Genomic DNA, 14,361 nt, shown 5'->3' with positions numbered 1-14,361 from the left:
GGGATGCTGTGCCGGTGTCCACCCTCGAGCGCAAGCTGACCGACGCCGCCACCGCCGACGCGATCGACGCGGCGCGCTCGGCGCTGCTCGAGGAGGTCGACGCCTCCGACGTCGGCGACCACCGCGGCCACCAGATCGACGGGCTCCGGGTCGTCACCCACCTGTTCGACTGCACGCGCCGGGGCTACCGCGGCTGGCAGTGGGCGGTCACGCTCACCCGGGCCTCCCGCCAGCGCAAGGTCACCGTGGTCGAGGTCGTCCTGCTCCCCGGCTCCGACGCCATCGTCGCCCCTGCCTGGGTGCCCTACCGCGACCGGCTGCTTCCCGGCGACATGTCGCCCGGCGACCTGCTCCCCGTCTCCGACGACGACGCGCGGCTGGTGCCGACGTACTCCTTCGGCGACGACCCGCTCGACGCCGACGACCAGGCCCAGGTGCGCCAGGTCGCCAAGGACCTCGGCCTCGGCCGGGTCCGGGTGCTCTCGCGCGAGGGCCGCGACGCCGCCGCCGAGCGCTGGTACGACGGCGCCGCCGGTCCCGACGCGCCGATCGCCAAGTCCGCGCCGCACCACTGCTACTCCTGCGGTTTCCTGGTCCGCCTCGCCGGCCCGCTGTCGGAGCTGTTCGGCGTGTGCGCCAACGGCGACGCCAACGACGACGGACGCGTTGTCGCGCACCAGCACGGCTGCGGCGCTCACTCCGAGATCCGGCTGAGCAAGCGCCAGCAGCCCCAGCCGCCCGCGCCGCCCGTCATCGACACGATCTCCCTCGACGACCTCGAGACCTTCTGAGGGGCGCTCGCCCCTTGTAACTAAGGGTTACGGCGCGAAAACCGGTGCAACAGCGCCCGGGTAGTGGTCCTAACGCCCGGGTGGATGCTGCGTGCCGGTCGTCGTGACCGGAACGCGAGCGTGGGGTGCCTCGGACGCGTCTACCCGGGTGCTGCTGCTACTACCCGGGCGCTATGGCGCTGAATTCCGTGCTGTAACCCTTAGTTACAAGGCCGGCCGGGGTCAGGGCCGGGCGAGGATCGTGACCGCGTAGAGGTCGTCGACCGGCCGCAGGTCGTAGCCACCGAAGCGCTGCTGGACGACCAGCCCGGCCGCCTCGACGTCCGCGGCGAACTCCTCCGGCGGGTACACCCTCGCGGTCGCCGGCCCCTGCTGCAGGTGGAAGCCCACCAGGATCCGGCCGCCGGGGGCGAGCAGCGAGCCGAGGCGCTCCAGGACGGCGACCTCGGTGCCCTCGGCGACGAAGGTGAGCACGTTGCCGACGCACACCACCAGGTCGTACGACGTGGGCGCGCCGGCCGCGGTGAGGGCATCGGGCGTCAGCGCGAGGATCTCCAGCGGGAGCACCGGCAGGTCCGGGTAGGTGCGCCGGGACTGCTCGACGAGGGCGGGGTCGGGCTCGGCCGCCGTGACCCGGTGGCCGAGGGCGCGCAGGTGGGCGCCGATCCGGCCCATGCCGGAGCCGGCGTCGAGGATCGTCGCGCCGCGGGGGACCAGGGCGTCGGCGAGCCGGGCCTCGCCGACGACGTCGGCTCCCTCGGCGATCAGCTGGGCGAACCGGTCGGCATAGCCGCCGTTGCGCGGCCCGCCGAGGGCCCAGCGGGTCGGGCGGAGGGGCGCGGCCTCACTCATGGGCGTCGTGGTCGCGCTCGGAGCGGGCCCGGCGGCGCCGCTTGCAGTACTCCGTGCCGAGCAGGCCGAGGCCGACCCCGGTCAGGCACATCCACAGCAGCCACGTGCGGCCGTCCTCCTCGAGCCGCCCGTAGAACGGGAGCAGGCCGACGAAGGCGAGGAGGAAGAGCGCGGTGCCGACCTGGACGGTCCGCACCCCGTCGACGTCGAGGGGCTCGACGGGCGCGATGAGGTAGGTCCGGTTGCCGATCTCGTGCTGGGTCGGCTGATCGTCGCGGAGCTCCACGAGCCCATGCTACTGCTCCGGGAATAGTTAGCAGAGGTAATGACTTAGGCTAACGATATGCCCACTCTCGAGAAGCACGTGCGCAGTGACGCCGGACTCGCGACCGAGCTCCGCTTCGCGGTCGTGCGCCTGCGCCGGAGGCTGTTGCGCGAGCGGCACCCCGACAACGACCTGAGTGTGTCGGCGATGGCGGTGCTCTATGCCCTCGGCCGCCAGGGCGACCTCACTGTCGGAGCGCTGGCCGGCCGCGAGCAGGTGCAGCCGCCGAGCATGACCCGCACGGTCACCGGGCTCGCCGACGCCGAGCTCGTCGAGCGGCGCCCGCATCCGAGTGACGGCCGGCAGGTCGTCGTCCGGATCACGGACGCCGGGCGCGCCGTAGTGGCCGCCGACGTCGCCCGTCGCGACCGCTGGCTCTCGCGCCGGCTCGCCGACCTGACCCCGGAGGAGCGCGACGTGCTGCGCCGCGCGGCTCCGCTCCTGCAACGCCTCGCAGAGGCCGACTGAGCGCGAGCTCGTCGACCACCACCCCGATGACCACGCCCCGCTGACCGACCGAAGGAGTCCCCACGAGCCCCCGATTCCGCTCCCTGGCCCACCCGAACTACCGCCTGTACTTCGCCGGCAGCATCGTGTCGAACGTCGGCACCTGGATGCAGCGGGTCGCTCAGGACTGGCTGGTCCTGACCATCCCCGGCAACGGCGGCGCCGCCCTCGGCATCACGACGGGCCTCCAGTTCCTGCCGGTGCTGCTGCTCTCCCCGTACGCCGGCGTGGTCGCCGACCGCATCCCCAAGCGGGTCCTGCTCCAGATCACGCAGGCCGTGATGGCCCTCGCCTCGCTCGCCCTCGGCGTGATCGCCGCGTTCGGCGTGGCCGAGACCTGGCACGTCTACCTGCTCGCGTTCGTCTTCGGCGTGGGCGCGGCCTTCGACGGTCCTGCCCGCCAGGCCTTCGTCTCCGAGATGGTCGGTGCCGACGACGTCGCCAACGCGGTGAGCCTGAACTCGGCCGCCTTCAACACCGCGCGCCTGGTCGGCCCCGGGCTCGCCGGCCTGCTCATCGGTCTGGGCGGCGGCGGCATGCGGGCGACCGGCTGGGTGATCCTGGCCAACGCGGTGTCCTACCTCGCCGTGATCGTCCAGCTGCGTCGGATGGACGAGGCCACCCTCCAGTCGCCGCCCACCGCGAGCCGCACGCCCGGCATGCTCCGCGAGGGCGTCGCCTATCTGCGCGGCCAGCCCAAGATGCTGATGATCCTGGTGCTCGCGTTCTTCGTGGGCACCTTCGGCATGAACTTCCAGATCACCTCCGCGCTGATGGCGACCGAGGTCTTCGGCAAGGGCGCCACGGAGTACGGCATCCTCGGCTCCTTCCTCGCGATCGGCTCGCTGACCGGCGCACTGGTGGCGGCCGGCCGCTCCCGGGTCCGGGTCCGGCTGATGATGGGTGCGGCGGTGGTGTTCGGAGTCGTCGAGATCGCGGCGGGCCTGGTGCCGTCGTACCTCACCTTCGTGCTGCTGTGCCCGCTCCTCGGCTTCTCGGTGATCACCGTGCTCAACTCCTGCAACGCGCTGCTGCAGATCGAGTCGGCCCCGGCGCTGCGCGGTCGGGTGATGGCGATCTACATGACCATCGTGATGGGCGGCACGCCGCTGGGCGCCCCCTTCATCGGTTGGATCGGCGAGCAGTTCGGCGCCCGTTGGACGCTGGTCCTCGGCGGCGCCCTGGTGCTGGTGGGCGTCGGGCTCGCCGTGCTGGTGCGCCGGACCGTGGCGAGGGCGGGAGGCCCCGCGCTCGAGCCGGCCGCCGGCTCGACCCCGGCCGTCGCTCCTGCCATGCTTCGGCCGTGAACTCGGCCCAGCCCGTCGCCCCGACGAACCCGCTCGAACGCTACTTCCGGATCTCCGAGCGGGGCTCCAGCCTCGGTCAGGAGATCCGCGGAGGCGTCGTCACGTTCTTCACGATGGCCTACATCGTCGTACTGAATCCGCTGATCCTCGGCTACGCGACCGACATCGACGGGAAGTACCTCGGCGGCGGCACCGAGCCGAACCTCGCGGCGATCGCCGCCGGCACCGCGCTGGTCGCGGGTGTGCTGACGATCCTGATGGGCGTCGTGGCCAACTACCCGCTCGCCCTGGCGACCGGGCTGGGCCTCAACGCGTTCCTCGCGTTCGCGGTCGCCAGCCAGATGACCTGGGCCGACGCGATGGGGCTGGTGGTGATCGAGGGCGTCCTCATCCTCGTGCTCGTCCTCACCGGATTCCGGACGGCGGTCTTCCGAGCGGTGCCGGCGCAGCTCAAGGTGGCCATCTCGGTCGGCATCGGCCTCTTCATCGCCCTGATCGGGTTCGTCGACGCCGGCGTGGTGTCGCGGATCCCCGACAGGGCGCAGACGACCGTGCCCGTCCAGCTCGGCGCCGACGGCAACCTCAGCGGCTGGCCGGTTCTCGTGTTCGTGGTGGGCCTGCTGCTGATGCTGGCGCTGTGGGTACGCCGCGTGCGCGGCGCCATCTTGATCTCGATCGTCGTGATGACCGCGGTCGCGGTCGTCGTCGAGGCGATCGGCGACCTCGGCCGGTCCGCGGAGCAGGCCGGTGGCTGGGCGCTCACCGTCCCGGCCTGGCCCGACTCCTTCCACGCCCCCGACTTCGGCACCCTCGGCGAGTTCAACCTGCTGGGCTCCTGGGACAAGGCGGGCGTGGTCACCGTCCTGCTGCTCGTCTTCTCGCTGATGCTCGCCGACTTCTTCGACACCATGGGCACGATGACCGCCATCGGCGCCGAGGCCGGCCTGCTCGACGAGGACGGCATGCCACCGCACGCCGAGCGGATCTTGGTCGTCGACTCCGTCGCCGCGATCGCGGGCGGCGCGGCCGGCGTCTCGTCGAACACGTCGTACATCGAGTCGGCCTCGGGGGTCGGCGAGGGCGCCCGCACCGGACTGGCCTCGGTCGTGACCGGTGCGCTCTTCCTGGTCACGATCTTCCTGTCGCCGCTGGTCGCGATGATCCCGTCGGAGGCCGCGGTCCCGGCGCTGGTCCTGGTCGGCTTCTTGATGATGCAGCAGATCACCGGCATCTCGTGGGACGACGTGGAGATCGCGATCCCGGCCTTCCTCACCATCGCGCTGATGCCGTTCACGTACTCGATCTCGGTCGGCATCGGGGCCGGATTCGTCTCCTACGCGTTCCTCAAGGTGGTGCGCGGCAAGGCCCGCGAGCTGCACCCGCTGCTGTGGGTCGTGGCCGGTCTGTTCGTGGTCTACTTCGCGATCGACCCGATCACCCGTTGGCTGACCTGATCCGGCCCGCGCCGGGAGTGGGCGCCGGGGGAGGTCCAGGCGTGCGCGCCGCATTTTGACCCGCCTTTGGCACGGCCGGTAATCTCGATTCTTGTGTCTGGGGCGACCCGGCACGTCGAGCATGCCCTCCGGTCGAACGCCCTCATCGGCGCGTCGGACGGAGGAGCACTCCGGCACGCAGCATCGCATCACCCCGAGCCCGGCACCGCGCCAGGCCGTGACAGCAGACATGAAAGGGAACCACCAGGTGCCCACTATCAATCAGTTGGTCCGCAAGGGCCGCCAGGACAAGGTGTCGAAGACCAAGACGCCTGCCCTGAAGGGATCTCCCCAGCGGCGCGGTGTGTGCACCCGCGTCTACACCACCACCCCCAAGAAGCCGAACTCCGCCCTCCGGAAGGTCGCCCGCGTGCGCCTCTCCAGCGGCGTCGAGGTCACCGCCTACATCCCGGGTGAGGGTCACAACCTGCAGGAGCACTCGATCGTGCTCGTCCGCGGCGGTCGCGTGAAGGACCTCCCCGGCGTTCGCTACAAGGTCATCCGCGGCGCCCTGGACACCCAGGCCGTGAAGAACCGTAAGCAGGCGCGCAGCCGCTACGGCGCCAAGAAGGAGAAGAGCTGACATGCCGCGCAAGGGCCCCGCGCCGAAGCGGCCGATCGACGTCGACCCGGTCTACGGGTCGCAGCTGGTGAGCCAGCTCGTGTCGAAGGTGCTGCAGGACGGCAAGAAGCAGGTTGCTCAGCGGATCGTCTACGCCGCACTCGAGGGCACCCGCGAGAAGACCGGCACCGACCCGGTCATCACCCTCAAGCGCGCGCTCGACAACGTGCGCCCCGCGCTCGAGGTCAAGTCCCGCCGCGTCGGTGGCGCGACCTACCAGGTCCCGATCGAGGTCAAGGGCAACCGCGGCACCACGCTGTCGCTGCGCTGGCTGGTCGGCTACGCCCAGGAGCGTCGCGAGAAGACCATGGCCGAGCGCCTGCAGAACGAGATCCTCGACGCTGCGAACGGCCTCGGTGCCGCGGTGAAGAAGCGCGAGGACACCCACAAGATGGCCGAGTCCAACAAGGCCTTCGCGCACTACCGCTGGTGATCTCTGCCGGAGCGGGCCCGTCTCGACGGTGCTCGCTCCGGCACCACCGGCTCCATCCCCAGAACCAAGCACCGACCTAAGGAACGCTGACTCACGTGGCAGTCGACATCACGACGGACCTGAACGTCGTCCGCAACATCGGCATCATGGCGCACATCGACGCCGGCAAGACCACCACCACCGAGCGGATCCTGTTCTACACCGGCATCACCTACAAGATCGGTGAGGTCCACGATGGCGGCGCCACGATGGACTGGATGGAGCAGGAGCAGGAGCGCGGCATCACGATCACGTCCGCCGCGACGACCTGCTGGTGGAAGAAGCACCAGATCAACATCATCGACACCCCCGGGCACGTCGACTTCACCGTCGAGGTCGAGCGCTCGCTGCGCGTCCTCGACGGCGCCGTCGCGGTCTTCGACGGCGTCGCCGGCGTCGAGCCGCAGACCATGACCGTGTGGCGCCAGGCCAACAAGTACGCCGTCCCGCGGATGTGCTTCATCAACAAGCTCGACCGGACCGGTGCGGACTTCTACCGCGTCGTCGACTCGATCGTGCAGAAGCTCAACTCCACCCCGCTGGTGATGCAGCTCCCGATCGGCGCCGAGGGCGACTTCATCGGCGTCGTCGACCTGGTCGAGATGAACGCCAAGGTGTGGCGTGGCGAGACCGAGCAGGGCGAGGACTACGTCGTCGAGGAGATCCCCGCCGACCTCGTCGAGAAGGCAGCGGAGTACCGCGAGAAGCTCGTCGAGACCCTCGCCGAGGCCGACGACGACATCATGGAGGTCTACCTCGAGGACGGCGACACGTTCGACGTGCCGACCCTCAAGGCCGCCATCCGTCGCGCGACCCTCGCCGACAAGGTCAACCCGATCCTCACCGGCACCGCGTTCAAGAACAAGGGCGTCCAGCCCCTGCTCGACGCGATCGTCGACTACCTGCCCTCCCCGCTCGACGTCGACGGCATCGTCGGCCACAAGCCGGGCGCGGAGGAGACCGAGGAGAACGAGGTCGTCCGCAAGCCGTCGAGCGACGAGCCGCTGTCGGCGCTCGCGTTCAAGATCGCCGCCGACCCGCACCTGGGCAAGCTGACCTTCGTCCGCGTCTACTCCGGCAAGCTCGAGGCCGGCGGCACCGTGCTCAACACGAGCAACGGCCGCAAGGAGCGGATCGGCAAGGTCTACCAGATGCACGCCAACAAGCGTGAGGAGATCGCGTCGGTCGGCGCCGGCCAGATCGTCGCCGTGATGGGTCTCAAGGACACCCGCACCGGGCACACCCTCTCGGACTCGTCCAAGCAGGTCGTGCTCGAGTCGATGACCTTCCCGGCGCCGGTGATCTCGGTGGCCATCGAGCCGAAGACCAAGGCTGACCAGGAGAAGCTCGGCGTCGCCATCGGCCGTCTCGCCGAGGAGGACCCGACCTTCGTCGTCAAGACCGACGAGGAGACCGGCCAGACCATCATCTCCGGCATGGGCGAGCTCCACCTGGAGATCCTCGTCGACCGGATGAAGCGCGAGTTCAAGGTCGAGGCCACCGTCGGCAAGCCGCAGGTCGCCTACCGCGAGACCATCCGCGGGACCGTCTCGAACCACAGCTACACCCACAAGAAGCAGACCGGTGGTTCGGGCCAGTTCGCGAAGGTCGTCATCTCCCTCGAGCCGAACCTCGACCCCGAGACCGGCACCGGTGCGGGCTACGAGTTCGTCAACAACGTCTCGGGCGGCCGGGTGCCGCGCGAGTACATCCCCTCGGTGGACAACGGCGGCCAGGAGGCCATGGAGTTCGGCGTGCTCGCCGGCTACCCGATGGTCGACGTCAAGTTCACCCTCGAGGACGGCGCCTACCACGACGTCGACTCGTCCGAGCTCGCGTTCAAGATCGCCGGCATCCAGTCGTTCAAGGAGGCCGCCCGCAAGGCGAAGCCGGTCCTCCTCGAGCCCGTGTTCGCCGTCGAGGTGACCACGCCCGAGGACTTCCTCGGCACGGTCATCGGCGACATCAACAGCCGTCGCGGCCAGATCCGCGCGCAGGAGGAGCGTCACGGCGACATCGTCGTGGCGGCCCTCGTGCCGCTGTCCGAGATGTTCGGGTACGTTGGCGACCTGAGGTCCAAGACCTCCGGTCAGGCGTCGTACTCGATGGAGTTTGACTCGTACGCCGAGGTTCCCACGAACATCGCCGACGAGATCATCAAGAAGGCGCGCGGCGAGTAACCGCACGGGGGCACCGCCCCCGTGTGCCCCCGGTATCCCGGGGCACTCACCGCAGGCCCTCGGCGCACCACCCCATTAGTACGAGTCAAGTAACAACACACCAGGAGGAGCCCCAGTGGCTAAGGCGAAGTTCGAGCGGACCAAGCCGCACGTCAACATCGGTACGATCGGTCACATCGACCACGGCAAGACCACGCTGACCGCGGCGATCTCGAAGGTCCTGCACGACGCGTACCCGGACCTCAACGAGGCCTCGCCGTTCGACTCGATCGACAAGGCTCCCGAGGAGCGGCAGCGCGGCATCACGATCTCGATCGCGCACATCGAGTACCAGACCGAGGCGCGCCACTACGCGCACGTCGACTGCCCCGGTCACGCGGACTACATCAAGAACATGATCACCGGTGCCGCGCAGATGGACGGCGCGATCCTGGTGGTCGCCGCGACCGACGGTCCGATGCCGCAGACCCGTGAGCACGTCCTGCTCGCCCGCCAGGTCGGCGTCCCCGCCCTGGTCGTCGCGCTCAACAAGTGCGACATGGTCGACGACGAGGAGCTCATCGAGCTCGTCGAGATGGAGGTGCGCGAGCTCCTCTCCGAGTACGAGTACCCGGGCGACGACGTTCCGGTCGTGCGCGTTGCCGCCTTCCCGGCGCTCAACGGCGACGAGAAGTGGGGCAAGTCGGTCCTCGAGCTCATGAGCGCGGTCGACGAGTACATCCCGCAGCCCGAGCGTGAGATCGACAAGCCGTTCCTCATGCCCGTCGAGGACGTCTTCACGATCACCGGTCGTGGCACCGTCATCACCGGTCGCATCGAGCGCGGCATCGTGAAGGTCAACGAGGAGGTCGAGATCATCGGCATCCGCGACACCTCGCAGAAGACCACCGTCACCGGTGTCGAGATGTTCCGCAAGCTGCTCGACGAGGGCCAGGCCGGTGAGAACGTCGGTCTGCTTCTCCGTGGCACCAAGCGCGAGGACGTCGAGCGCGGCATGGTCGTGGTGAAGCCGGGGACCACCACCCCGCACACCAACTTCGAGGCGAGCGTCTACATCCTCTCGAAGGAGGAGGGCGGCCGCCACACGCCGTTCTTCAACAACTACCGTCCGCAGTTCTACTTCCGGACCACCGACGTGACCGGCGTCGTGACCCTTCCCGAGGGCACCGAGATGGTCATGCCGGGCGACAACACGGACATGACGGTCGAGCTGATCCAGCCGATCGCCATGGACGAGGGTCTGAAGTTCGCGATCCGCGAGGGTGGCCGCACCGTCGGCGCCGGCCGGGTCACGAAGATCACCAAGTGATCTGACCTGCTTCGGGGAAGCCCCCGCTGCCTGTGGGCAGCGGGGGCTTCCTGCATTTCGGGCGAAGCCCGGCCGGCCGGGAGAATGGTGGGCGTGGCTGAGCAGACAAACGAGGGAGTACGCCCGGCGCGACCGCATCACAAGCAGACCGAGGACGGCCGGCGGATGCGCGAGGTGCTGACCTACACCCGCCGCGGCAGCAGGTTCTCCCCGAAGCAGCAGGCCGCCTGGGACGCCTACGCCGATCGGTGGGTCATCCCCGAGGAGGCGGTCGACGCGGCGGACTTCTCCTGGGAGCGCTGGTTCGGCCGGGCCGCCCCGCTGATCGTCGAGATCGGCGGTGGCGTGGGCGAGGCGACGGCGGCGCTCGCGGCAGCGCGTCCGGAGGCGAACGTGCTCGCGCTGGAGGTCTGGCGCCCCGGCGTCGCCGAGGGGCTCGGCCGGGCGGCGGAGGCGGGCGCCACGAACGTCCGGTTCTGCGGTGTCGACGCGGTGTGGACGCTGGAGCACCTGATCGCCCCCGGCGCGATCAGCGAGCTGTGGACCTTCTTCCCGGACCCCTGGCACAAGACGCGGCACCACAAGCGGCGGCTGGTCAACGAGGAGTACGCCGCCCTGATCGCCTCCCGCCTGGCGCCCGGAGGGCTGTGGCGACTGGCGACCGACTGGGCCGACTACGCCGAGCGGATGGTCGAGGTCCTCGACGCCGAGCCGCGGCTGGAGGGCGGGGTGGTCGAACGGTGGGCCGAGCGGCCGGTCACCAAGTTCGAGCGCAAGGGCCTCGCGAAGGACCGCACCATCACCGACCTGACCTACCGCCGCGTCTGACCGGTGCGAAGGGCGAGACACGTCCGTCATGGGACGTTCACCTCGCGGATAGGGCGTGTCGCCCGAATCCCTTGGACGCGAGGCGTAATTTCCCCAGCAGTGGCAGGTGGGGAAGCCGGCCACATCGGGAGGCCGATCGTGACGAACCACGAACGCGCACCCCGGTCCGTCTACCAGGGATAGGGCCGGGTGGCCCCCTGGGGCGCGCGGTCCGGTGAGGTGAGTCGTGGGAAACGTTCACGATGAGGCACAGACCAGCACGCAGCGCCGCCGTACCTACGTCCTCGACACCAGCGTCCTGCTCGCCGACCCGGCCGCCCTGCGCCGGTTCGCCGAGCACGAGGTCGTGTTGCCGGTGGTCGTGATCACCGAGCTCGAGGGCAAACGGCATCACCCCGAGCTGGGCTACTTCGCGCGTAGTGCGCTGCGGATGCTGGACGAGATGCGGGTCAGCCACGGCCGCCTCGACGCCCCGGTCCCCGTGGGCGACGACGGTGGCAGCGTCCGGGTCGAGCTCAATCACACCGACGCCTCCTCGCTGCCCTCGGGCTTCCGTCTCGGCGACAACGACACCCGGATCCTCGCGGTGGCCCGCAACCTCGCCGACGAGGGTCACGACGTCACCCTGGTCTCGAAGGACCTGCCGATGCGGATCAAGGCCTCCGCCGTCGGCCTGGCCGCCGAGGAGTACCGCGGCGAGACCGTCAGCGACTCCGACACGGGCTACTCCGGCATGGCGGAGATGGAGGTGAGCGCCGCCGATGTCGACGAGCTGTACGACGACGGCACCCTCGACCTCGCCGACGCCCGTGAGCTGCCGTGCCACACCGGCCTGGTCCTGCTCTCCGAGCGTGGCACCGCCCTCGGCCGGGTCGGCCCGGACAAGCAGGTGCACCTGGTCCGCGGCGACCGTGAGGCCTTCGGCATCCACGGCCGCAGCGCCGAGCAGCGGGTCGCCCTCGACCTCCTGCTCGACCCCGAGGTCGGGATCGTGTCGCTCGGCGGCCGGGCCGGCACCGGCAAGTCCGCGCTCGCGCTGTGCGCAGGCCTCGAGGCGGTCATGGAGCGTCAGCAGCACAAGAAGGTCGTCGTCTTCCGGCCGCTGTTCGCCGTCGGCGGCCAGGAGCTCGGCTACCTGCCGGGCTCGGAGTCGGAGAAGATGTCGCCCTGGGCACAGGCGGTCTTCGACACCCTCGGCGCCCTGACCTCGCGCGAGGTGGTCGACGAGATCCTCGACCGCGGCATGCTCGAGGTCCTCCCGCTGACCCACATCCGCGGCCGGTCGCTGCACGACTCCTACGTGATCGTCGACGAGGCCCAGTCGCTGGAGCGCAACGTCCTGCTCACCGTGCTCTCGCGGATCGGCGCCAACTCCAAGGTCGTGCTCACCCACGACGTCGCCCAGCGCGACAACCTGCGGGTCGGGCGCCACGACGGGGTCGTGGCGGTCGTCGAGAAGCTGAAGGGACACCCGCTCTTCGCGCATGTCACCTTGACCCGGTCGGAGCGCTCGCCGATCGCCGCGCTGGTGACCGAGATGCTGGAGAACGTCGTGGTGTGAGCGTCCTCCCGACGCAACGTCATACGTTCTGTGGGCTCTAGCCCACAGGACGTATGACGTCACGGCCGTCCACAGGCCGATCACGCCGCCCGCCGTCTCTGCGCGGCGGCGAGCGCTTCAGCGATCTGTGCGAAGAACGCGTCCGGTTCGAGCCGCAGGGCGAGAAGGGGGAGCCGCAGCACGACGTCGCCTGAGAGAGTCAGTGCGTTCTGGCGCAGGGCGTCGCCGACGATGTTCTCCGCCCAGGTGTGGTGGATCCCGTCCACCTCGATGACGACGCCTAGGTCGGGCCAGTAGAGATCGAGATAGAAGCGCCCCTGCTTGTCCTCGCGGACCACTTGGCGCTCCGGAAGGGGCAGGCCGCGGCGCCTGAGTTCCTGGAGGACGTCGAGCTCGCCCAGCGCCCGTGCGCCGTCGAGGAGGTCGTTGACCGTCGCGTGCAGCAGACGTCGGCGCTTGTCTCGGCGAATCCGCAGCGCGGTCGCTCCGATCCGCTCGGGCGTCGTGAGGCCTTGCTGGACGGCGAGGGTCAGGAGGTAGACCGCCTGCCGGTCCGTCTTGGCCCAGAGGAAGGCCCGGACCGCGGCCACCTCAGGGCGGGTCCGCGGGATGCCCGACGGTGTTTGGTCGGCGGCGCTCCACCGGCGAGTCTGGCGTAGGTCGAACATCGCTGTGCGGCGTACGCGCGCACCCCGGGGAAGCGAGACCCTGATGCTGTCGAGCTCGAACCGTCGGAGGCCGGAGGCGATCAGGGATGCGGCGCCGTCCAGCTGGGCGTGCGGACCGCCCTGGAACACCGCCGCCCAGAGGAGGCCCTGGAACGCCACCGGCCCGGTGTGGAGGACGACGCTCTGGTCACTGAGGCGTCGCCAGCGTTCCGCGCGGAGGTGGGCCTCGATCTCCCAGCGAGTCACGTGGAGCCGGTAGAGCTGCCGCCGCGACACTACGCCGTACTGCAGTTCGGCCAGGTCACGGAGTTGCCTGCTGCGGGGGGAGTCGGCATCGATGTTGATCCGGCGCCGGTACCGAGAGGGACTGCTCATGGCACGACGATGCGACGTCAGAAACGCAGTCGCCGGTGACCCGACCAAGGCCTGTGGAGGGCAGGTGGACCACCGAGGCTTGTGGACGACGAACGACTCGTTGCGTGACGTCATACGTTCTGTGGGTTCTAGCCCACAGAACGTATGACGTTGTGTGTGTCCGGCTCCGCGGAGGGCAACTCGTGAGACGGATGTGATCAACGGTGCCAGCGGTGCTGGAGAGGCCGGGGAAATCGGCCGTTCGGTTTGCGTGAGCCCTCTCCGTCAGGCAGGGTGGTCGCTGGCCGCCGGCGGCGATGACCGTGAGTCGGGCCCGATCGGGCGGTGGCCGTGCCCATGTCGCCGAGCCCGGATCCGAGCCCTTGACGAACAATGCGCCGCAGCCGCCGAAGAGGCGAGCGCCCAAGCATCGTGGCGCGCCCAAGCACGCCCACATCGCTCGTGCCCCGCGGACCGCTGCCCGCAATGTCGTGGTCCTCTCGTCCGTCGCGGTGGCCGTCACCGGTGCCTCCGTCGCCGCCGGCCTCGCCGGCCAGCAGGCGGCTCCGGCCGCCGCGGGCGCGGCGGGGTCCGCCGATCTCGACGCGATCGCCAACGTCGGCGCCGCCACCCTCCCCGAGGACGCGACCGAGCGCCGTGAGCCGGTGCTCTCCCGCGACGACCTGCGCCCCGAGGCCGTCCCGGCCAAGTCCGCCGACCTCTCCGGCTCCCGGACCGCCGCTATGACCGACAGCCGCGAGCTCTCCGACTCCGACCCGCGCGACATCGCCCGAGCGCTCCTCGGCGAGTTCGGCTTCTCCTCCAGCCAGTTCGGCTGCCTCGACTCCCTGTGGACCCGTGAGTCCAACTGGCGCTGGAACGCCGACAACCCGAGCTCCAGCGCCTACGGCATCCCGCAGGCGCTGCCCGGCTCCAAGATGTCCACCGCCGGTGCCGACTGGGCCACCAACCCGGCGACCCAGATCCGCTGGGGGCTGGGCTACATCAAGGGCCGCTACGGCAGCCCCTGCGGCGCCTGGGGCCACAGCCAGGCCCGCGGCTGGTACTGATCAGCGCCTCGCTGCTCGACCC

At 70.0% G+C, this 14,361-nt stretch carries 14 protein-coding genes; 11 read left to right on the top strand and 3 right to left on the bottom strand.

Features of this window, described 5'->3' with window-relative positions; translation table 11 throughout:
* Positions 1-14: 14 nt before the first annotated feature.
* Positions 15-791: a DUF3027 domain-containing protein gene (locus tag RB608_RS03970; RefSeq protein ID WP_308086505.1), complete on the top strand. Its 777-nt coding sequence runs from the start codon at positions 15-17 to the stop codon at positions 789-791.
* Positions 792-1,013: 222 nt separating this feature from the next.
* On the opposite strand, the gene RB608_RS03965 is transcribed toward RB608_RS03970, so the two are convergent.
* Both RB608_RS03965 and RB608_RS03960 read right to left on the bottom strand, forming a co-directional pair.
* A complete protein-coding gene (locus tag RB608_RS03965; protein ID WP_308086503.1) occupies positions 1,014-1,643 on the bottom strand; it encodes a class I SAM-dependent methyltransferase in 630 nt (209 codons plus the stop codon).
* Positions 1,636-1,929 carry a DUF2530 domain-containing protein gene (locus tag RB608_RS03960; protein ID WP_308086502.1) on the bottom strand — a complete coding sequence of 98 codons (294 nt, stop codon included), beginning with the start codon at positions 1,927-1,929 and terminating at the stop codon, positions 1,636-1,638. Before RB608_RS03960 ends, RB608_RS03965 begins: the two co-directional genes overlap by 8 nt.
* A gap of 57 nt (positions 1,930-1,986) precedes the next feature.
* On the opposite strand from RB608_RS03960, the gene RB608_RS03955 reads away from it, so the two are divergent.
* From RB608_RS03955 to RB608_RS03915, 9 genes are all read left to right on the top strand, one after another.
* A complete protein-coding gene (locus RB608_RS03955) occupies positions 1,987-2,436 on the top strand; it encodes a MarR family transcriptional regulator (RefSeq protein WP_308086501.1) in 450 nt (149 codons plus the stop codon).
* 83 nt (positions 2,437-2,519) lie between these two features.
* Positions 2,520-3,782, top strand: a complete 1,263-nt coding sequence (locus RB608_RS03950; RefSeq protein WP_308086726.1) for an MFS transporter — start codon at positions 2,520-2,522, stop codon at positions 3,780-3,782.
* Entirely contained in the window at positions 3,779-5,236 is a 1,458-nt protein-coding gene (locus RB608_RS03945) for an NCS2 family permease (protein WP_308086500.1), read from the top strand. The genes RB608_RS03950 and RB608_RS03945 overlap by 4 nt, the downstream gene beginning before the upstream one ends.
* A 247-nt stretch (positions 5,237-5,483) precedes the next feature.
* On the top strand, positions 5,484-5,858 hold the full coding sequence (rpsL, locus tag RB608_RS03940; protein ID WP_038677267.1) for a 30S ribosomal protein S12: 375 nt from the start codon (positions 5,484-5,486) through the stop codon (positions 5,856-5,858).
* Between the two features lies 1 nt (position 5,859).
* Entirely contained in the window at positions 5,860-6,330 is a 471-nt protein-coding gene (rpsG, locus tag RB608_RS03935; protein ID WP_139624791.1) for a 30S ribosomal protein S7, read from the top strand.
* Between the two features lie 146 nt (positions 6,331-6,476).
* Positions 6,477-8,549 (top strand): elongation factor G, encoded by a 2,073-nt coding sequence (gene fusA, locus RB608_RS03930; protein ID WP_392390967.1) that lies wholly within the window; start codon positions 6,477-6,479, stop codon positions 8,547-8,549.
* 115 nt (positions 8,550-8,664) lie between these two features.
* Positions 8,665-9,858, top strand: a complete 1,194-nt coding sequence (gene tuf, locus RB608_RS03925) for an elongation factor Tu (RefSeq protein ID WP_308086498.1) — start codon at positions 8,665-8,667, stop codon at positions 9,856-9,858.
* A gap of 93 nt (positions 9,859-9,951) precedes the next feature.
* Positions 9,952-10,686, top strand: coding sequence for a tRNA (guanosine(46)-N7)-methyltransferase TrmB (gene trmB, locus RB608_RS03920; protein ID WP_308086497.1), 735 nt, complete (start codon positions 9,952-9,954; stop codon positions 10,684-10,686).
* Between the two features lie 226 nt (positions 10,687-10,912).
* Positions 10,913-12,247: a PhoH family protein gene (locus RB608_RS03915; protein WP_308086496.1), complete on the top strand. Its 1,335-nt coding sequence runs from the start codon at positions 10,913-10,915 to the stop codon at positions 12,245-12,247.
* Positions 12,248-12,327: 80 nt separating this feature from the next.
* On the opposite strand, the gene RB608_RS03910 is transcribed toward RB608_RS03915, so the two are convergent.
* A complete protein-coding gene (locus tag RB608_RS03910) occupies positions 12,328-13,290 on the bottom strand; it encodes a hypothetical protein (protein ID WP_308086495.1) in 963 nt (320 codons plus the stop codon).
* A gap of 362 nt (positions 13,291-13,652) precedes the next feature.
* Between RB608_RS03910 and RB608_RS03905 the strand changes: the two genes are divergently transcribed.
* The gene (locus RB608_RS03905) at positions 13,653-14,339 is read left to right on the top strand and encodes a lytic transglycosylase domain-containing protein (protein WP_308086494.1); all 687 of its coding nucleotides are present in this window, start codon (positions 13,653-13,655) and stop codon (positions 14,337-14,339) included.
* The last annotated feature ends 22 nt before the right edge of the window (positions 14,340-14,361 follow it).

The organism is Nocardioides sp. LHD-245 (genome assembly GCF_030929495.1).
GTDB lineage: Bacteria > Actinomycetota > Actinomycetes > Propionibacteriales > Nocardioidaceae > Nocardioides.
This window is presented reverse-complemented; position numbering and strand designations above follow the sequence as displayed.